The organism is Tenggerimyces flavus, assembly GCF_016907715.1.
GTDB lineage: Bacteria > Actinomycetota > Actinomycetes > Propionibacteriales > Actinopolymorphaceae > Tenggerimyces > Tenggerimyces flavus.
Genome location: NZ_JAFBCM010000001.1, coordinates 6,013,981 through 6,032,941 on the forward strand (window position 1 = coordinate 6,013,981; position 18,961 = coordinate 6,032,941).

Genomic DNA, 18,961 nt, shown 5'->3' on the forward strand with positions numbered 1-18,961 from the left:
GTCCTTCTGTCGTGGGTGGTTCACATTTCAGGCGATGCGCCGGTAGTCGCGCGTCGGCCAGGCGAGCGCCGCGAAGATCTGGATCGCCGCGGACTGCTCGAGCGTCTCCGGTCGGTAGGACGGGTCGTACGGGCCGCCGCCGGAGGGCGGGAAGCGGAACAGTCCGAGGCTCGGGTCGCGGTTCTCGTTCCAGATGTGGGTGGCGTACCGCTCGACCACCTGCCGGTACTTCCTGTCGTGCGCGACGGAGTCCAGCAGCAGCAGGTTCTTGAACCAGATCGCGTTGAAGATCGCGGGCTGGTCGAAGTAGCGGTCGTTCTCCGTCCAGTACGTGATCGCGGCCTGGGCGTCGGCGCGCGCATTCGCCTTGTACGTCGGGTTCTTCGTGGCGCGGTAGAGGACGCTGGCGGCGCCGATCATCGCGCCGGAGTTGTACGTCCACAGCGTCTGGTTGACCGTGCCGTCGGGCGCCATGTCGTTCCAGTACAGGCCTTCCGGCGACCGGAGACAGGTGCGGTTCCAGTTGTAGAGCCGTTCGGCCCACTGGCGGTACGACTTGTCGCGGGTCTGCTCGTAGAGATGCGCGGCGAGCTGCGAGCCGAGGCCGGTGACGTTCGCGGCACGGATGTCGACCCAGGTCGCCTCGACCCACTGCATGCCGCCCGGGCACGGGAGGTCGCGCTCGTTCCAGCCTCGGATCACCGTGGTGAACGCGCGCTTGGCGTCCTTCAGGTGGTCCCGGTCGCGGCTGAACGCGTAGCGGCGAACGTGCTCGAGACCGACGATCGCGTTGTCGTCGTAGAAGATGTCGCCACCTCCGCCGAGCGGCGGCGGGACGTACGACAGGTAACCCGGCTTGCCGTTCCAGACGCCGTAGTACGTCTCGAGAGCGTCGAAGCGCTTGGCGATGTCCTTGCGGTACTTGCTGTTTCCGGGCGTGTTGGCGACGTCGATCGCGGCTGCGGTGGCCTCGCGCATCGGCCACATGTAGGAGTAGGGGTTCTCGCCCTCCTGGCGCGGATACTTCTCCAGGTAGTGGCCGTCGACGTACAGGTACTGCTGCATCGCCTGGTACGAGTCTTCGGCGCGGTCCGACCAGACGTTGCCCTGAGCTTGGGCGGGAGTGGCGACGGCGGTGGCGAGCAGGAGCGTTGTCGCGACGAGCGCGAGCCTGCGCATAGGGTTAGTTCCCTTCGTACGTCACGGCACTGGTGTCCCAGACGACGTCCGGGTCGGGGACCGGGATCGAGCTGATGAGCAGCTTCGAGTAGGAGTGCTGCGGGTCGTCGATGACCCGCTGCGTGTCACCGCGTTCGACGATCTCGCCGCGGTACAGGATGCAGATGTCGTCGCCGATCTGGTACGCGGTGCTGAGGTCGTGAGTGATGTAGAGGAACGAGATCGCGTGCTCGTCGCGGAGCCTCAGCATGATGTCGAGGATCATCGCGCGGAGGCTCGCGTCGACCATCGAGACGGGCTCGTCGGCGACGATGAGCCTTGGCTTGAGCAGGTAGGCGCGGGCGACCATCATGCGTTGCCGCTGGCCGCCGGACAGCTGGTGCGGGTGCTTGTCGAGCACCTCGTCGCCGCGCATGCCGACGACGCTGAGCGCGTCCTCGATCAGGTCGCGCGCGGCATTGTCGTTGCTGGCAAGGCGGAACCGCTTGATCGCGACGTCGAAGATGTGCCGGATCTTGTAGAACGGGTTGTAGACGCCGAACGGGTCCTGGAAGACCGCCTGCACCTCGCGCCGGTACTCCAACCGCTGGTCCTTCGGCAGCCGCTGGATGTCCTGCCCGCGATAGCGCACGGTGCCGTCGGTGAGCTTGGTGAACCCGAGGATCGTGTCCGCCAGCGTCGTCTTCCCGCTACCGCTCTCGCCCGCGATCGTGGTGATCGTGGCCGGCGAGCCGGAGAGCACGAGGTCCACGTCGTCGAGCGCCTTCGTAGACTCCTTGCCCTTCTTGTAGATCTTGGTCGCACCCGACACCTCGAGCAACGGCGTCCCATTGGACTCAGCCACGGCGGGCCACCTCCCCACCCAAGCGAGTTGTTGGACAGATGTCGCCTTCTAGACGGACATCTGTCCAACAAGTCCGGTCGGCAACTGTCCAACAGGTCGACAGAGGCTCAGCCACGGCGGGCCACCTCCTCGATGCGGTCCTCGTCCGACACCGCGACGAAGTGGCAGGGCGAGCGGACCTGCTGGCCGACACGATGGCAGCGGCACGCCGGCGAGTTGTTGGACAGATATCGCCCTCTAGCCCGAGATCTGTCCAACAACTCCGGTCGGCAACTGTCCAACAGGTCACTCGTCCGACGACCCGCGAGCTCGCGATCGCAGTTGCAGCGGCACGCCGGCGAGTTGTTGGACAGATATCGCCCTCTAGCCCGAGATCTGTCCAACAAGTCCGGTCGGCAACTGTCCAACAGGTCGACAGAGGCTCAGCCACGGCGGGCCACCTCCTCGATGCGGTCCTCGTCCGACACCGCGACGAAGTGGCCGGGCGAGACCTCTTCCATCTCTGGTGACGGTCGCGGCGTACGGAGATCCGGCGTACGGACCACGTTCACCACCAGGGGCTTGCGCTCCTTGATCGACGGGATCGACGCGATCAGGTGCCGCGTGTACTCGTGCCGCGGGTTGCGGAACAGCTCCCGTACGGGCGCGATCTCCACGATGTTCCCCGCGTACATCACCGCGATCCGGTCCACCAGCTGCGCCTGCAGAGCCATGTCGTGCCCGATCAGGATCATCGAGCTGTTCAGCTTCGCCTTCACGTCCAACAACGTCTGGGCCACCGCCCGCTGTACGACGACGTCCAACGCCGAGGTCGGCTCGTCGGCGATGATCAACGCGGGCGACAGGGCGATCGACATCGCGATGCACACCCGCTGCTTCATCCCGCCGGACAGCTCGTGCGGATACAGACTCGCCACGCGGCCGGGCAGATTCACCAGCGCCAGCAGCTCCAACACCCGCGACCGGATGGTGGCGCGCGACTGCTTGCCCTCGTGCGTCTCGATCGCGTCCGCGAACTGCTCGACGATCCGCGCCACCGGGTTCAGCGAGTTCATCGAGCCCTGCGGGATCAGCGACATCTCGGTCCAGCGCTTGCGCCGGAGCGAGGGCTCGTCCAGGGCCAGCACGTCCTCGCCGTTCAGCAGAACGGAACCGCCCACGATCCGTCCCGGCGGCGACGTCAGCCGGAGTACGGCCATCGCCGCGGTCGACTTGCCCGAGCCCGACTCCCCCACCAGGCCGAGCGTCTCGCCGCGCGCGACCGAGAAGGTCACCCCGTTCACCGCGATCACGTCGCCACCCTGCGTGCGGTAGTGCACGCGCAGGTCGCGAACGTCCAGGACCGGACCGGCCGGCGAGGTCATGCCTTCGCTCCTCGAAGCCGCGGGTTCGCGATCTCGTCCAGCCCGATCGCGATCAGGAACAGCCCGATGAAGATCACCATCAGCACCAACGTCGGCAGTCCCCACCACCACCACATCCCACGCAGGATCGCCGAGCCCTGGATCGCGTTCGACACCGTCATGCCCAACGTCGGAACGCGCTGCGGACCAAGCCCGAGCGCCTCCAGCCCGACCGCCGCGAGGATGCCGCCCGAAGCCGAGCCGATGAACGCCGCCGCGAGGTACGGCAGCAGGTTCGGCATCATCTCGCGGAACATGATGTTCGGCGTCGACAGCGCGGACAGCCGCGCCATCCGTACGTAGCCCATCTCGCGCATCGACAGCACCTGCGCGCGAATCACGCGCGTCGGTCCTGCCCACGCGAACAGGGCGACGATGAGCGCCATCGTGAAGACGCTCATCTCCCGTACGTACGCCGACACCACGATCAGGATCGCCAACGACGGAATCGTCAATGCCGTATCGGAGATCGTCCGGATCACCGCGTCGACCGGACCGCCGAGATAGCCGGCCGCGAAGCCGAGCATGATCCCGATCACCATGCTCGTCACGCCGACGACCAGCCCGACCTGCAACGTGGTCGGACCACCGGAGATCAGCAGCGCGAGCATGTCGCGCCCGCTGTTCTCGGTGCCGAGGGGATGCCCCGGCGAGCCGGGCGCGAGGTTCAGCGGCGAGCTCGCCGCCCGTGCGAGCTTGGTGTCCCAGAAGAGCCGCCCGAGCAGCGTGAACAGGAGGACAGCCAAGATCATCGCGCCGCCGAAGACGAGCTTGCGGTTGAGCCAGGTCCGTCGCGACCGCGGACTCGGTGCGTCCTCGGCCTCTACCTGGGTGACGGTCATGACATCCATCGACTACCTCCTCTCGTACGAGATCCGGGGATCCAGCAGCGGATAGACCAGGTCGAGAATCAGGACCGCGGTCACCGTGGTCAGGATCAGGATGAACACGATCCCCTGGATCACGGTGAAGTCGGAGTTCGTGATGGCCTGGTACAGCAGCGCGCCCATGCCGGGATAGCCGAACAGGTACTCCACCAGCACGGTCCCGCCGACGACGCTGCCGAGTCCGAGCACGAGCGCCGTCACCTGCGGCAGGATCGCGTTCCGCACCTCGTACTTGAACAGCACGCGCAACGGCCGCAAGCCCTTGGCCTTCGCCAAGGTGAGGTAGTCCTCCCCCGCGACCGTGATCATCATGCCGCGCATGCCCAAGGCCCAGAAACCCATACTGGCAAGGACGATCGACAAGGCCGGCAACGTCCCGTGCTGGACCACGCTGTTGATGTACGCGAAGCTCAGCCCCGGATCGAGGTCGGCTCGAGCCCCACCCGAGATCGGGAAGAGCCCGAGCGCGAACACGAACACGTAGATGAGGAAGATGCCGAGGATGTAGAACGGCACCGCGGTGAACGTCAGCGACACCGGCAGCAGGACCTTCAACACCCGCGGCGTCTTCACCCACGCCATCAGCGCGCCGACGATCGTCCCGAACAGGAACGACAGGAACGTCGCGATCGCGAGCAGCCCGATCGTCCACGGCATCGCCCGGCCGATCATCTCGCTGACCTCGGTCGGGAACTGCGCGAGCGAGTAGCCGAAGTCGAGCGTGGCCAGGTTCTTCAAGTACTGCAGGTATTGCAGCATCAGCGGGTCGTCCAGGCCGAACCGCTCCCGCCACGCCGCGATCAGCTGCGCACTGCCCTCGACGCGGCCACCCTGCGCAGTGATCCGGGTGATCATCGCGGTCACCGGATCGCCGGGCGCCATGCGAGGAACGAAGAACATGATCGTGGCGCTCGCCCAGATGGTGAAGACGAACATCCAGATGCGATGGAGGACGTAGTTGACCGAGAGTCCGCGCACTGGCAGATCCCCCTACGCCGGCCGGAGGCTGTGGATGATCTTGTGCGCGTTGCCCCAGTCCAGAGTCGGCTGCAGGTAGTTGTCCTCGCTCGTGGCCCAACCCGTCCAGACGCTCGTGTCGAACGCGTACAACTTGCGCGCGTGCGCGATCGGCAGGAACGGCAGCTCGCGGAGCCAGATCCGCGAAGCCTGGATGAACGGCTGGTCGATGCCCTTGTCACCCAGCGGAAGGTTGGCGAACTTGTCCACGAGCGTGGAGTACTCGGTGTTTCGCCACCGCTCGGAGTTCGCCGTCGCGGCCTTGCCGACGGCGACTACGTTGCGCTGGTGGAACAGGTCCATCGAGTTCCACGGCTCGCTCACCGAGCCACAGGCCGACCAGTCGGCGGCGGCCTCGTACTTGCCCTTGTTGAGGTTGTCGCCCCAGGTGCCGATCGCGAGCTTGCGTACGGTGGCGTTGATACCGATGCGTTGGAGCTGCTCGCCGACGACCTCCGCGTACCGCCAGATCTCGATGAAGTCCGTCGGCGCGTCGATCTGCAGCCGGAGCTCCTTGCCGTCCTTCGTCCAGAACCCCTCGCCCTGACGCTTGTAGCCCTTGCGTTCGAACGTCGCCTGCGCCTTGTCGGCGTCGTGGGTAAGGATCGGGTACTCCTCGAACAGCCCCTCGCTCTCCAGCAGCTTCACGTACTCCTGGATCGCCGGGTAGTTCGGGAACATGAACCGCGCGGGCGTGGTCGTGCCCTCGTACGCGATCTTCACGACCTCTTCGCGGTCGATCGCCTGGTTCAGCGCCCAGCGCATCTCGCGGTCGTTCCACGGAGCGACGGTGTTGTTCGGCGTGAGCAGCCGCGTACACGGGTCGGACCACGCGTACGGGGTGTCCGGCAGCCAGGAGATGATGTCCTTGTTGCGCGCCTTGAGGCTTTCGAACGCGCCCGCGGTGAGGTCGGCGATGCTGTCCAGCTGGTGATCGGAGGCCCGGGCGACCCGGATGTCCTCGGTCTCGCTGACCACCCACTCGAGCTTCTCGGGCTTGGGCAGCTCCTTGAAGTCGACCTTCGCGCCCCACCAGTCGTCGCGGCGCGCGTAGGTGAAGCGCGTCGGGCTGGCGGAGGTGAGCTTGTAGGGGCCGGTGAAGATGGGCCAGCCCTTGGCCTTGTCGTAGTTCTTGAACTTGATCGGGTCCTGCCCGTTCCAGATGTGCTCGGGCACGACCACGATGCTGCTGTGCAGCTTGACCGAGAAGTAGTCGAGCTGGAAGCGCGGGTTCGGCTTGTTCAGCGTGAACTCGACCGTGGTCGCGTCGACCTTCTTGACCGACTTCACCCACAGCTGCATGGGCGCCGCGTTGTTCAGCTCCGCGTGCTTCTTCAGCAGGTTGATCGTGAAGACCACGTCGTCGGCGTCGTACGCCTCGCCGTCCGACCAGGTCACGCCATCGCGGATCTTCAACGTCCACACGTCTTGCGACTCGTTCGGCGTGAACGTCTCACCCAGCCAGGGCTCGATCTCACCGGACTCGTAGTTGAGCATGAACAACGGCTCTTGGACCGCCTGGTGGAAGCCAGCGCTGTTGGTGAAGCCCGTGATGAGCGGGTTCCACAGTTCCGGTGACTGCACCCGGCCGCCGTGGTGGTCGAAGATGACCGTCTTCGACCGTTCGCTGTCCGCGCCCCCACTACCTTGTGGCCTGCTGGCGGCACCTTCACAAGCCGAGAGCATGGCCGCGACCGGACCGATGCCCATCCCCGTGACAGCAATCCCGCGCAGGAGAGTCCGGCGAGATAGTCCCCGTGTGACTTGTGCACTTCCCTGTGGGAAAGCGCCGCTGCTGTCCGTCATTGGTTCCGACCTTCCTTGCAGGTACACCCGTCCGAGCAGAGTGGTGTGGAGGTCCGGTGAGGTATCGATAACATAATGCTGGCTTCCAGACGGCACAAGACATCGTTGCCGTCGTGTTAACCGTCCAGACCATGGATGGCCGATTTTCTTCCGTGCATGGCGGTTTTTCGAACCTCTTCACCGCCGTTGACGAAATTCGCCTCTTGCAAGGCGACCCTCACCCGGGCATGGTGTCGTTAACATTGCGCTCTCAGGAGGCTCGTTGTGGCTGGCACGGTCCCGTACGACGCCAACCCGGCCTACCCGCCCGTCGGCGACCAGGTCCGGCAAGGTTGGGCGGCGGTGGTCGGCGAGTTGCCGGCCGGTCCGGCGGTGCTGAGCCTCGACGGGCCAGGGATCCTGGACTGGGCCGCGGCCGTCTCCGGACTCGACGCGGCCTTGCGCGACGCGGGACGAACGGTCCGAACGGTGGACGTACGGGACTCGTTCGCACCGTGGGAGAAGATCGTCGCGCTCACCGAATCCCCAGCCCTGCCTGACGATCCGGACTTCGCGACGCTCGCTTCGCAGGAGCTCGCGGACCTGTTCGACGAGCTCCCCGCGGTGACACCGTCGCCGTCGGAGCTGGTCGTGGTGTTCGGTCCCGGCGCGGCTTTCGTACGGCACGACGCGCTCTGGTACGTCGACCTGCCCAAGCGGTACGCGGAGGCTGCGGTCCAGGCCGGCACCGGCCGCAACCTCGGACAGCCCGAGGAGGGAGCCGGCGCGGGAACGACGCGGCGGCTGTTCTACTTGGACTGGCCGATCCTGGACCGGCATCGCGACGCGGTAGCGGGACACATCGACCGCTGGTTCGACCTGCAGGACACGCTGCAGCCCGCGTCGCTGTCGGGCGAGTCGCTGCGGTCCACCGCGGCCGCGCTCGCGACGCGACCCTTCCGGACTCGGCCAACGTTCAACACCACCTCGTGGGGTGGGCACTGGGCACAGAACGAGCTGGAGCTGAACACGTCGGCCCGCAACACCGCGGTCGGCTACGAGCTGATCGCGCCGGAGAGCGGCGTGCTGCTCGGCGTCGAGCCGGGCGGACAGGTCGAGGTGCCGTTCCAGCTCCTCGTCAGTCAACAGCCGGTTGACGTCCTCGGTCCGCAGGTGCACGAGCGGTTCGGTACGTCGTTCCCGATCCGTTTCGACTACCTCGACACCGTCGGCGGCGGCAGCCTCTCGGTGCACTGCCACCCTCGGTCGGACTACATGCGCGAGGTGTTCGGCTGGCCGTACACCCAGCACGAGACCTACTACATCCTTGTGACGGCTGAGGATCGGCAGGTCTACCTCGGCCTGCACGACGGCGTCGACATCGAGGCGTTCCATGCGCGGGCGCATGCGGCGGACGCCCATGGCGAGCCGTTCGACATCGAGGACTTCGTCCAGACGTTCCCGGCGACGCAGCACCAGCTGTTCCTGATCCCGGCCGGCACGCCGCACGGCAGCGGCGAGGGCAACGTGGTGCTCGAGGTCAGCGCGACGCCCTACCTGTACAGCCTGCGCTTCTACGACTGGCTCCGCAGCGACGCCGAGCAACGGCAGCGGCCGGTGCACGTCTCGCACGCGTTCGCGAACCTGGACGCCCGCCGGCAGGGCGCGGCGGTACGAGAGCAGCTCGTCCAGTCCCCGCGGCTGCTGCGGACCGCGCCGGGCGGCTGGAGCGAGGAGCTGCTCGGCGCGGCGCCGGACATGTTCTTCGACGTTCGCCGGATGGTGATCCCGGCCGGGCAAGTCGCGGTTGACGACACCGAGGGAAGGTTCCACGTACTGAACGTCGTCGAGGGCGACGGCGTGATGGTCGAGCCGCGCGGCAGCCTCGGGCACCGGCTCGCGTACGCGGAGACCATGGTCGTGCCGGCTGCCGTCGGCGCGTACCGGTTGCGCGCGCTCGGCACCGGCCAGGTGCGCGTGGTGAAGTCGCTCGTGACGGCGACGACCTGACCAAAGACGGGATGGCCCAGTGAGTCGTGACATGGTGCCGGTGATGGACATTGGCGGCACGCATGTCACCGCGGCACTGGTGTCCGTCGATCGGCAAGCTGTGGTTGACGACAGCCGCCGGAGCCGCGAGCTCGACGGCTCGTGGTCGGCAGCCGCCTTGCTCGCCGAGCTGGTGGCCTGCGCCTCGTCGGTCGGCGCTCCTGTTGACGCGACGTGGGGCGTCGCGGTGCCCGGCCCGTTCGACTACACCGACGGCATCGCGCGGTACCACGATGTCGGGAAGTTCGACGCGCTCTCCGGCGTCGACGTCGGGAAGGCCTTGGCTGCGGGGATTTCGCCCGCCCCACGATCGGTGGCGTTCCTCAACGACGCCCACGCGTTCGCGCTGGGCGAGTGGGCCGGCGGGTCGATGTCGGGGCACGATCGCGCGCTGGCGTTGACACTTGGGACCGGCATCGGGTCGGCGTTCGTCTCGGCCGGTGCGATCGTGGACACGGGCCCGTCCGTGCCGTTGGAGGGGCGAGCGGATCTGCTGCTCATCGACGGCCACCCGCTGGAGGAGACCGTGTCACGGCGGGCGATCCTCGCTCGGTACGGCGACTCGGTCGACGTGGCGGAGACCGCCGCTCGCGCGCGTTCCGGCGAGTCGCGCGCTGGCGACGTGCTGCGGGACGCGTTCTTCGCGCTGGGGTTGGCGTTCCGGCCGTGGGTGGCTCGGTTCGGCGCTACGGTCGTCGTCGTGGGTGGGTCGATGGCCGACTCGTGGGACCTGGTCGAGCCGCCGTTGTCGGCCGGCCTGGACGGTCCGGCGCTTCGCCGGTCTGCGCTCGGGGCGGACGCGCCGCTGGTGGGCGCGGCGATCCGTGCTCAGGGAGGGGTCCGATGAGTGTCGACGGCTCCGCGCACGCGCCACGACGGATGCCGACCATGCGCGACGTGGCTGAGCAGGCTTCAGTGAGCCCGATGACAGTTTCGCGCGTCCTGCATGAAGATCCGCGAGTCTCCTCGACGACGCGCGACCGGGTGTTGGCCGCAGTCGACGCGTTGGGCTACCGCCGCAACGAGGTCGCGCGCAACCTGCGGCTCGGCAGCAAGTCCGGGCTGATCGGCCTCGTGGTGACGAACCTGGCAAACCCGTTCTACTCGCAGTTCGCGCTCGGCGTGGAGGCGATCGCGGGAGCGAACGGGCTGCGCGTCGTTCTCACCAACACCGACGAGGATCCCGAACGCGAACGGGTGCTGGTCGAGGAGCTGTCGGCGCGACGGATCGACGGGATGATCGTGGTGCCGTCGGGAGCGGACCACTCGCACCTCGACCCGTTGGCGCCGGGCGGGGTACCGGTGGTGCTGGGTGCGCGGCCGCCGTCGGGTCTGCCGTTGGACTGCGTGCTGGTCGACGACTTCGGCGGTGCCCGTTCGGCGACCGCCGCGTTGCTGGCCGGCGGGCACACGCGGGTGGGCTTCCTGGGGTTGCCGCCTTCGGTGTGGACGTCGTCGGAACGGTTCCGCGGCTTCTGCGTGGCGTTGGAGGAGGCCGGCGTGCGGCTCGAGTCGCGGTACGTGCGGGTGTCCCAACGGACCATCCCCGCCGCGGAGGAAGCCGCCCGCGCGCTCTTGTCCCTGCGCCGTCCGCCTACCGCCCTGTTCTGCGCGAACAGCCGGAACACGCTGGGCGCGTTCCGGGCGATGTCGCAGGTCGCCCCGTCGACCGCGCTGGCCGGCTTCGACGACTTCGAGCTGGCCGACGTTCTCGGTGTTCCGTTGATCGTGGCGGCGTACGACCCGCGCGAGCTCGGCCGTACCGCGATGGAGCTGCTGCTGCGCCGGATGTCCGATGAGGACCCGCCGCTGGAGCCGCGCCGCATCGTCGTACCGGCCACGGTCGTGCACTACGGCGGGTGACTCACCCGCACCGAAGCTGTGCTTCGAACTCGGCCTGGCTCACGACGCGGTCGCCCTCTTCCTGACCTTGCAGGAGCACCTGACCCGGCCGCAGCTGATCCGTGACGCCGAGCCGGAACCGCACGGACCCGGTCGAGAAGCTGTTGTCCTTCGTCCCGCCGTAGGCGTGGTAGGCGGTCTCCTCGCGAAGCTTCGGCGCACCTTCGAGCTGCCAACCGTTGCTGCCGGGATCGTCGAGCCGGAACGACGCCACCTGCCCGGTGAGTCGCGGGGCGACGTACACCGCGTCGGTCACCTCACCCCGCTCGTCCTCGTGGTAGACGGTCACGCTGTCGGGCTGGGTGGGACCACACCAGGCGAGCACGACGGTCAGGTGCCCGCCGTCGTCCACGCCGACGCCGGTCAGCCCGTTGGTGGGCACCGAGCATGCGACGAGCGGCATCGACAGCGCTGCCACGACCAGCGCGAGAAGTCCTCGCATGCGCCGAGGATAGGTCTCGCCGGGGTGTGGAATGTGGCGTTCGTACGAATCCGAAGCCCCAGACAGGAACGCCCTCAACCCGGCACGCTCGTGGCGTACCGGGTTGGAGCGCCCCTACCCAGGGCTCCGGGTCGCTAGGAGGGTCACCGGGTCGAGTCCCGCTTGTAGAGGGCACGCGACCAGAAGAAGCCGACCAGCGTGATCAGCACGCACCATCCGACGGAGAGCCAAGCCGCGTTGCCGATCGGGGTGCCGAACAGCAGGCCACGGATCGTCTCCATGATCGGCGTGAACGGCTGGTACTCGGCGAACCACCGCAGCACGGTCGGCAGCGAGTCGGTCGGGACGAACCCGCTGCCCAGGAACGGCAGGAACGTCAACGGCATCGGGGTGTTGCTCGCGGTCTCGACGGACTTCGCGACCAGACCGAGCGCGATGCACAGCCAGGTCATCGCGAAGCCGACCATCCCGACCATCCCGACGAGGCCGAGCCATTCCAGCAGGCCCGCCTTTGGACGGAACCCGATGCCGAATGCGACGGCCGTCACGACCGCGGTGATGACGTACGTCTGCGCGACGCCACCGAACGCATGCGAGGCAAGGACGGACGGTTTGAAGATCGCCATCGTACGGAACCTCGCGATGATGCCCTCGGTCATGTCCATCGCCGAGGAGACCGCGACCCCCTGCGCGCTGGCGGCGATCGCCATCATCAGGATGCCGGGGACGACGTAGTTGACGTACTCCGCGCGGCCGCCGCCGTCGCCGAGGCCGGCGCCGAGCGTGCCACCGAACACGAACACGAACAGCAGCAGGAAGATCACCGGCATGCCGACCAGCAGCAGCGTCATGCCCGGGTAGCGCCAGATGTGCAGCAGCTTGCGCTTGAACATGGTCGCGGTGTCGGCCGCGGCGTAGGTCAGGGTGCTCATGAGACCGTTTCCTTCTCCTTGGGCTGACCGGTGAGGGCCAGGAAGACGTCGTCGAGATCGGGGGTGTGAACGGACAGCTCGTCGACCTTGATCGCGTTCCGGTCGAGCGTGTCGAGCAGGCTGCGCAGCGACTGCACGCCGCCGTCGCTCGGGACCTGCAGCGTGAGTGCTTCGTCGTCGCGGTGCTGTCCGCCGAGCTCACGTGCCGCCGCGTCGAGGTCGTGCTCGCTGGGGAACTTGAGCAGAACGTGGCCGCCGTCTACCCTGCGCTTCAGCTCGGCTGGTGTGCCCTGCGCGATCAGCCTTCCGTGGTCGAGGACCGCGATCTGGTCGGCGAGCTCGTCGGCTTCCTCGAGGTACTGCGTGGTGAGGAAGATCGTGACCCCGTTCGCGACGAGGCGCCGGATGATCTCCCACATCGTGCGCCGGCTGCGCGGGTCGAGGCCGGTCGTCGGCTCGTCGAGGAAGATGATGCGAGGCTCGTCGACGAGCGTCATCGCCAGGTCGAGCCGCCGCTTCATGCCGCCGGAGTACGTCGACGCCATCTTCTTGCCGGCGTCGACGAGGTCGAACTGCTCGAGCAGGTACTCGACCCGTCCGTTGATCTCGTGCTTCGGAACGTGCCTGAGGCGAGCCATCAGGCGGAGGTTCTCGGCGCCGGTGAGGAGACCGTCGACCGCGGAGAACTGGCCGGTGACGCCGATCGACGCGCGTACGCCGTCCGGGTCCTTCGCGAGGTCGTGGCCGTCGATGCTGACCTGGCCCTCGTCGGCGGTGATGAGGGTGGACAGGATGTTGACCGTGGTGGTCTTGCCGGCACCGTTCGGGCCGAGGAGCGAGAAGACCGTGCCGGCCTTGACCTGCAGGTCGATCCCGTCCAGGACGACCTGGTCGCCGTACGACCGGCGGAGGCCGTGGACCTCGATCGCCAGTCTTTGCTGTGGGGACATGTCTTGTCCGCCTTTCCTTTTGGGCAGGGGTGATCAGCCGGCCGACTCACTGTCGTGCCGGGTGTGTTCTTTGTGTGTTTCTTAGATGTCCAGGTCCTCGACCGCGGGTTGGTCGGCGAGCTTGATGACGATCCCGTACAGCTCGGCCGGGATCTTCTCCTTGAGCTCCTCGAGGGTGTCGACGATCGTCAGCGTCTGGTCGCCCTTGACCACGCCCCAGTTGGCGACGTCGAGGCCGACCCAGCTGCGCCAGCCGGTGCTGGTCGACTTGTACTCGTCGGAGCGCTTGAGGTGGACGACGTACTTCCCGGTGCGGCTGCGGTAGACGCGGTACTCCTCGACCAACCCCGTCGGCTGCGCGCGGCCCCACTCGCCGAGCAGTACGCCGACGAACCGCACCTTGCGGCCGACGCCCGGCCCGACCTGGACGACGATCTCGTCGAACCCCTCCTGCCGCCCCTCCTCCAGCGCGATCAGCCTGCGGAGCGCGGTGGTGATCGCCGCGGACAGATTGCCGCCCACCAACTCCTGAGCCCGCGCGAACAACGGCAGATCCCCGTCCGCGACGTAGATCGTCTTCTGTGGCATGTCGTTCCTCCATCCAACTGACGACGACTATACATATATGTATGTGTACACGTCAAGGATGAAGTCTCCGCAGGTCAGACCGCTGTCACCTACTCTGAGGCCGTGGGGATGTTCAACGTGGTCAGTGCGGACGCCAGCTGCCCGCAATGTGGCGATCGGCGGGAGGTGCGGGTCCAGTTCAGGCACGGGGTCCTCGACCTGCACGTCTACCGGCTGGGCGAAGAACTGCGGTGGGACGAGAGCAGTCGCTGCGCGTTCGTCCGCCGGACCACCCGCTCCTGGTGCGGTGGCTACGGCCCGCCCTGCGAGGCTTGCGGCTATGACCAGGAGTTCGCCACCTACGCGGTCGTCTTCGACGGCGGGCGAGTGACCGAGCTTCTCGTCGCGCCACTCGGTCAGGTCTTCCCCGACCCCGTGGAGGCTCTCCCCCTCGCCGAGAACGAGCTGCCGAGCGCCGGGCCGATGGGACGCTAGGCGAACGTGCGACGCTTGTCGCATGGCCTCGAGCTCCGCACGCGACCTCCGCGATCACACCGCCGAAGTGCTGCGGCGCGTCGAGGCCTGCGAGGAAGAGCTCGTGCGATCTGGTCAGCGCCGAACGTGGATACCAGCCCTTGAGGTCGTGCGCGAGCTTCAGCGCCTTGGCCCGGACACCACCGGGCTCGCCGACGACCTCCGAGGGACCTTGGCTGACGAGGTGATCAAGCTCTGAGCCGGCTCTCGAGGAACGTGCGCTCCGTCTCGTTGTCGGTGAGCGCGATCGCGGCCTCGTAGGCGGCGCGTGCTTCGTCCGCACGGTCGAGGCGGCGGAGGAGGTCGGCGCGGATGGCGTGGTAGAGGTAGAAGTCGTTCAAGGCCAGCGCCTCGACCAAGGGCAGGGCCGCGGCGGGCCCGGAGACCTCGGCCACGGCGACTGCTCGGTTCAGCGCCACGACGGGGCTGGGCGCGATGGCCATCAGCTGGTCGTACAGCGCGACGATCTGGCCCCAGTCCGTCTCCCCAGCCGAAGCCGCGGAGGAGTGCACGGCGTTGATCGCCGCCTGCAGCTGGTACGGCCCGGGCCGGTTGCGCCGCAGGCAGAGGCGGACCAAGCCCTGCCCCTCCAAGACCAGCGCCCGGTCCCACAGCGATCGGTCCTGGTCGGCCAGCAAGACCATCGACCCCGAAGCAGACACCCGCGCACGCCGCCGCGAGGAAATCAGCAGCATCAGCGCCAACAACCCGACGTTCTCCGGCTCGTCCGGCATCAGCTCGACGAGTAGCCTCCCCAGCCGGATCGCCTCCAAGCACAGGTCATCCCGCACCAACGAAGACCCAGAGCTCGCCGTATAACCCTCGTTGAAGATCAGATACACGACAGCGAGAACGCCAGCCAGCCGATCCGGCAGCTCTGAAGAGGAAGGCACGCGGTAAGGGATCCGCGCGTCCCGGATCTTGCCCTTCGCCCGCACGAGACGCTGCGCCATCGTCGTCTCGGAGACGAAGAACGCCCGCGCGATCTCGGCGGTCGTCAGCCCACCCAGCAGCCGGAGCGTCAAGGACACCCGCGAGGGCAGCGCGAGCGAGGGGTGGCAGCAGGTGAAGATGAGGCGGAGCCGATCGTCTCGCACGGGCCCCTCCTCCACGGGTTCGGACTGCGCGTGCAGCAGCGCGGCCTGGGCGTACTTGTCCGACCGGGCGGACTCGCGCCGCAGCCGGTCGATCGCGCGGTTCCGCGCGGTGGTGATGATCCAGCCCGCCGGGCTCGGCGGCACACCCGCCGAAGGCCAGAGTTCAACCGCGCGAGCGAACGCGTCCTGCACCGCCTCCTCGGCGACGTCGATGTCGCCGAAGACGCGCACCAGAACGGAGACCGCGCGCCCGTACTCGGCGGCGAAGATCCGGGAGATCTCGGCGGTCATGCCTCGGCTTCGCCGTCGAACGGACGGACCTCGATCGCCAACGGAGTCAGGATCGCGGCCAGCTTCCGTCCCCACCCCAAGGCCTCGTCGAGGTCCGACGCCCGGATGACCGTGAAGCCGCCGAGCACCTCCTTGCCCTCGGCGAACGGCCCATCGGTCGTCACCACCACACCGTCCTGCGCCCGCAGAACCGTCGCCGTGGTCGGCGGGTGCAGCCCACCCGCGAACACCCAGGCACCGGCAGCCTGCATCTCCGCGTTCAGCTGAGCGAGCTCGGCCATCACCGGCGCGAGCTCGGCCTCGGACGGCGCGCCCTCATACGACATGTTGATGCTCAGTAGGTACTGCTTCATGCGCCAACCCCTTCGGCAGCAGGAACTTCGTCACTGTCTACACGAAAGAGCAAAGAGCAGATCGACAGCGTCAGGAAAGTTGGGTCAGCAACAGGATGCCGAGCCCGTTCACGGCCCAGTGCAGGCCAGCGCTGGCGAGCAGGCTGCCGCTGCGGCGCCGAATCTCGCACAGCACCAGGCCGGCGAGGCACGTGAACGCGACCGCGAGCCCGACGAACGCGAGCGGCGGGAGGATCGTCCACTCCACCGTCGTCGACTCCTGGCGCAGGCTCGGCAGCACATGCCACGCGGCGAACAACACCGACGACAGCAGGCTGCTCACCACCGCGCCGCGATGCCGTTGCAGCAACCCGAGCAGAACGCCGCGGAACGCTATCTCCTCGATCAACACCGTTCCGAGCGGTACGAGAACGAGCATCGCCAACCACGCCGAGCCCGACGACTCGAGCTGGACCGACACCGCTGTCAACAACGCCTTGCCGAACGGCACGAAGAGAGTCACCGCGTAACCCACGGCCACCACCCCGACGAGCAGCAACGTGTAGACCGCTCCGCGGCGCAGCGACCGGCGCGCCAATCCCAGCTCGTCCCACGTCAGCCCCGCACGCCTCGCCAGAAACACCAGCAACATGGCTACCAGAGGCGCCGCCACCAGCCCGGCGACCGCCGGACCGAAGCGCAGGATCAGGTGCACACCAGCGAGGAGCAGGACGACGACGGTCAGCAGCGCGATCGACCGCTGCCGGCGCGACGACAGCCACGGGCGGGACAAAGTGGCCGTTAGGGACGCTCTCACCACGCCAGCATTCCCACGCAGCGCCGAACAACACACCGGACCTGCGTCAAGGAGCCCCCTTGGCGTTGACATCGGAGCGGCCGACGCCCGCCTGACTCGATAACGTCGCCTGCGTGCCCACCCTAGGCGAGTCGGAGCCGCTCGGCTTGGCCAGGTCCGGCGAGCAGGCTCGTCAGGTACGAGCCGACTCCCGCTCGGTGACGAACTTCCGCAGGCCCGGCGTCGAGACCGCCACCGCGAGAACGGCGAGTACGCACAGCACGCCGCCGGACACCAGGGCCACCAGCCCGGACGTCGCACCCGCCACCACCCCGCCGCGGACGTTGCCGAGGTCCGGCCCGGCCACGCCCACGATCTGCTCGGCGGCGAAAACCCTTCCCCGCAAGGCATCTGGCGTACTCAGCTGGATGATCGTGCTGCGCGACACGACCGTCATGGTGTCCGCCGCACCCGCGACAGCGAGGAACACGAGCCCGAGCCAGGGTTGAGAGGAGAGGCCGAACAGCGCCAACGCCACGCCCCAGCCGGCCGAGCCGACGAGCATCACGACGCCCGGCCGCGGGAGCCTGGTGAACGTACCCGAGAACGCCGAAGCGCCCACTCCGCCGACGGCGATCGCGGTGAGGAAGAGTCCCAATGTCCTTGGGTCGTTGCCGAATCGTTCGGCGTTGATCAACGGGAACAAGCTGAGCGGCATCGAGAACAGCGTCGCGGCGAGGTCGGTGGCGAGCGCGCCACGTACCAACGGGCTGCGGACGATGAACGCCAGCCCGTCGACGATCCCCGAGAGTCCGGGCCGCGGCACGTCACCGGTCGCACGCATCGCGGGGAGGCCGAACGCGCCGATGAACGCGCAACCGAACGACACCGCGTCGACCAGATAACAGGCACCGACACCCCACCAGCCGATGACCAAGCCGCCGAGGGCGGGACCTATCAACATCGTGCCCTGGAAGGAGATTCTGTTCAGCGCGAGGCCGGCGGCGGCCTGCTGCGGGGGCAGCAAATGTGGGATGAACGTGCGCGCCGCGGGTCCCGCGCCGGCGCCGAACGCCGCCTGGGTCGCGACGATCGCGAGGACGATGAGCACCTGGTCGTTGCCGGCGAGCGCCTGGATCGCGAGCACGGCCGAGCAGACGGCCTGGCCGGTGATGGCCGCGAGGTAGAACTTGCGGCGGTCCAGCCGGTCGATGAGATTGCCGGCGAACAGGCCGAACGCGAGCAGCGGCGCCGCGTGCGCGATCCCGACGGCGCCGGTCCAGACCGGGCTCTCGGTGAGCTGCCACACCTGGAACATCACGGCGACCACCGCGAGCTGGCCGCCGAAGCCGGAGAACGTCTGCCCGATCAACAGCCGGCGGAACGGTCGGGACGTCCGCAGCGGGGTGAGGTCGAGGAACGCGTGCCTCACTCCCATGCCGTGCTCCCGCGAAGCTGGTCGAGGATGCGGTCGTGGAAGCTCTTGTGTACAAGGGCCTTCTCGATGTCCTGAACGGCTTTGCTGAGGGGGTACGGGAGCTCGTCCTCGAGCGCGACGAGGGCAGCCTCGGTCGCCTGCCACTCGGCGGCGAGCTTCTCGACGATCTGCCGGGACTTGTCGGTGAGGTCGACCACCTTGTTGCGGGCGTCGCTGCCCGCCGTCGTCTCGACGAGCCCGGCCGCCCGCATGGCGGCGACCTTCTGGCTCATGGCGGAGTGGGTGCGGTGAACGGACGTGGCGAGGTCCTTGATCGTCATCGGGCCTCGGGCGTGGAGCCGGAGCAGCTCCATCACGTAGCTCGGCTTGAGCTCGGGCAGGTCGCTCTCGACGTACAACCGCGCGATGTCGTCGTCCATCCGCGCCTGCAGGAGCCGAAGCGGACGCCAGATCGACTCGTCGGTGGGATCCGGAACGTTGGGCACGTCGAGTATTGTAACAGTACTTATATAAGCG

20 protein-coding genes are annotated in these 18,961 nt (G+C 67.8%); 5 read left to right on the forward strand and 15 right to left on the reverse strand.

All coding sequences use genetic code 11. The features are described from left to right. Positions 1-27 precede the first annotated feature (27 nt). The 6 genes from JOD67_RS28305 to JOD67_RS28330 form a co-directional block, all read right to left on the reverse strand. Complete coding sequence (locus JOD67_RS28305) at positions 28-1,179, reverse strand: glycoside hydrolase family 76 protein (protein ID WP_205120750.1); 1,152 nt, start codon at positions 1,177-1,179, stop codon at positions 28-30. Positions 1,180-1,183: 4 nt separating this feature from the next. After that, on the reverse strand, positions 1,184-2,023 hold the full coding sequence (locus tag JOD67_RS28310) for an ABC transporter ATP-binding protein (RefSeq protein ID WP_205120751.1): 840 nt from the start codon (positions 2,021-2,023) through the stop codon (positions 1,184-1,186). Positions 2,024-2,445: 422 nt separating this feature from the next. Further along, entirely contained in the window at positions 2,446-3,387 is a 942-nt protein-coding gene (locus JOD67_RS28315) for an ABC transporter ATP-binding protein (protein ID WP_205120752.1), read from the reverse strand. Further along, positions 3,384-4,277: an ABC transporter permease gene (locus tag JOD67_RS28320; RefSeq protein WP_239554081.1), complete on the reverse strand. Its 894-nt coding sequence runs from the start codon at positions 4,275-4,277 to the stop codon at positions 3,384-3,386. Before JOD67_RS28320 ends, JOD67_RS28315 begins: the two co-directional genes overlap by 4 nt. Positions 4,278-4,280: 3 nt before the next feature. Beyond that, complete coding sequence (locus JOD67_RS28325; protein ID WP_205120753.1) at positions 4,281-5,291, reverse strand: ABC transporter permease; 1,011 nt, start codon at positions 5,289-5,291, stop codon at positions 4,281-4,283. A gap of 12 nt (positions 5,292-5,303) precedes the next feature. Then, on the reverse strand, positions 5,304-7,040 hold the full coding sequence (locus JOD67_RS28330; RefSeq protein ID WP_205120754.1) for an ABC transporter substrate-binding protein: 1,737 nt from the start codon (positions 7,038-7,040) through the stop codon (positions 5,304-5,306). Positions 7,041-7,400: 360 nt separating this feature from the next. On the opposite strand from JOD67_RS28330, the gene JOD67_RS28335 reads away from it, so the two are divergent. From JOD67_RS28335 to JOD67_RS28345, 3 genes are read left to right on the forward strand one after another with little or no spacing between them, the layout of a single operon-like run. Next, the gene (locus JOD67_RS28335; RefSeq protein WP_205120755.1) at positions 7,401-9,125 is read left to right on the forward strand and encodes a class I mannose-6-phosphate isomerase; all 1,725 of its coding nucleotides are present in this window, start codon (positions 7,401-7,403) and stop codon (positions 9,123-9,125) included. Positions 9,126-9,144: 19 nt separating this feature from the next. Then, positions 9,145-10,011: an ROK family protein gene (locus tag JOD67_RS28340; protein ID WP_307782580.1), complete on the forward strand. Its 867-nt coding sequence runs from the start codon at positions 9,145-9,147 to the stop codon at positions 10,009-10,011. After that, positions 10,008-11,027 (forward strand): LacI family DNA-binding transcriptional regulator, encoded by a 1,020-nt coding sequence (locus tag JOD67_RS28345; protein ID WP_205120756.1) that lies wholly within the window; start codon positions 10,008-10,010, stop codon positions 11,025-11,027. The genes JOD67_RS28340 and JOD67_RS28345 overlap by 4 nt, the downstream gene beginning before the upstream one ends. A 1-nt stretch (position 11,028) precedes the next feature. Here the strand turns inward: JOD67_RS28345 and JOD67_RS28350 are convergent, their stop codons facing one another. From JOD67_RS28350 to JOD67_RS28365, 4 genes are all read right to left on the reverse strand, one after another. After that, positions 11,029-11,508, reverse strand: coding sequence for a hypothetical protein (locus JOD67_RS28350; RefSeq protein WP_205120757.1), 480 nt, complete (start codon positions 11,506-11,508; stop codon positions 11,029-11,031). A gap of 143 nt (positions 11,509-11,651) precedes the next feature. Further along, positions 11,652-12,440, reverse strand: coding sequence for an ABC transporter permease (locus JOD67_RS28355; RefSeq protein WP_205120758.1), 789 nt, complete (start codon positions 12,438-12,440; stop codon positions 11,652-11,654). Further along, positions 12,437-13,390 (reverse strand): ATP-binding cassette domain-containing protein, encoded by a 954-nt coding sequence (locus JOD67_RS28360; protein WP_205120759.1) that lies wholly within the window; start codon positions 13,388-13,390, stop codon positions 12,437-12,439. Before JOD67_RS28360 ends, JOD67_RS28355 begins: the two co-directional genes overlap by 4 nt. An 81-nt stretch (positions 13,391-13,471) precedes the next feature. Further along, positions 13,472-13,978, reverse strand: a complete 507-nt coding sequence (locus JOD67_RS28365; protein WP_205120760.1) for an EXLDI protein — start codon at positions 13,976-13,978, stop codon at positions 13,472-13,474. 102 nt (positions 13,979-14,080) lie between these two features. On the opposite strand from JOD67_RS28365, the gene JOD67_RS28370 reads away from it, so the two are divergent. After that, positions 14,081-14,452 (forward strand): hypothetical protein, encoded by a 372-nt coding sequence (locus tag JOD67_RS28370; RefSeq protein ID WP_205120761.1) that lies wholly within the window; start codon positions 14,081-14,083, stop codon positions 14,450-14,452. Between the two features lie 22 nt (positions 14,453-14,474). Next, a complete protein-coding gene (locus JOD67_RS28375; RefSeq protein WP_205120762.1) occupies positions 14,475-14,690 on the forward strand; it encodes a type II toxin-antitoxin system Phd/YefM family antitoxin in 216 nt (71 codons plus the stop codon). On the opposite strand, the gene JOD67_RS28380 is transcribed toward JOD67_RS28375, so the two are convergent. From JOD67_RS28380 to JOD67_RS28400, 5 genes are all read right to left on the reverse strand, one after another. Then, positions 14,680-15,879, reverse strand: coding sequence for an RNA polymerase sigma factor (locus JOD67_RS28380; RefSeq protein ID WP_205120763.1), 1,200 nt, complete (start codon positions 15,877-15,879; stop codon positions 14,680-14,682). The two genes, JOD67_RS28375 and JOD67_RS28380, sit on opposite strands and share 11 nt — an antisense overlap. After that, positions 15,876-16,232, reverse strand: a complete 357-nt coding sequence (locus JOD67_RS28385) for a YciI family protein (protein ID WP_205120764.1) — start codon at positions 16,230-16,232, stop codon at positions 15,876-15,878. The genes JOD67_RS28380 and JOD67_RS28385 overlap by 4 nt, the downstream gene beginning before the upstream one ends. Positions 16,233-16,302: 70 nt before the next feature. Beyond that, positions 16,303-17,028 carry a CPBP family intramembrane glutamic endopeptidase gene (locus JOD67_RS42125; RefSeq protein ID WP_205120765.1) on the reverse strand — a complete coding sequence of 242 codons (726 nt, stop codon included), beginning with the start codon at positions 17,026-17,028 and terminating at the stop codon, positions 16,303-16,305. A gap of 172 nt (positions 17,029-17,200) precedes the next feature. Then, positions 17,201-18,445, reverse strand: coding sequence for an MFS transporter (locus JOD67_RS28395; RefSeq protein ID WP_239554082.1), 1,245 nt, complete (start codon positions 18,443-18,445; stop codon positions 17,201-17,203). Further along, positions 18,436-18,930 (reverse strand): MarR family winged helix-turn-helix transcriptional regulator, encoded by a 495-nt coding sequence (locus JOD67_RS28400; RefSeq protein WP_205120766.1) that lies wholly within the window; start codon positions 18,928-18,930, stop codon positions 18,436-18,438. The genes JOD67_RS28395 and JOD67_RS28400 overlap by 10 nt, the downstream gene beginning before the upstream one ends. Positions 18,931-18,961: the final 31 nt, after the last annotated feature.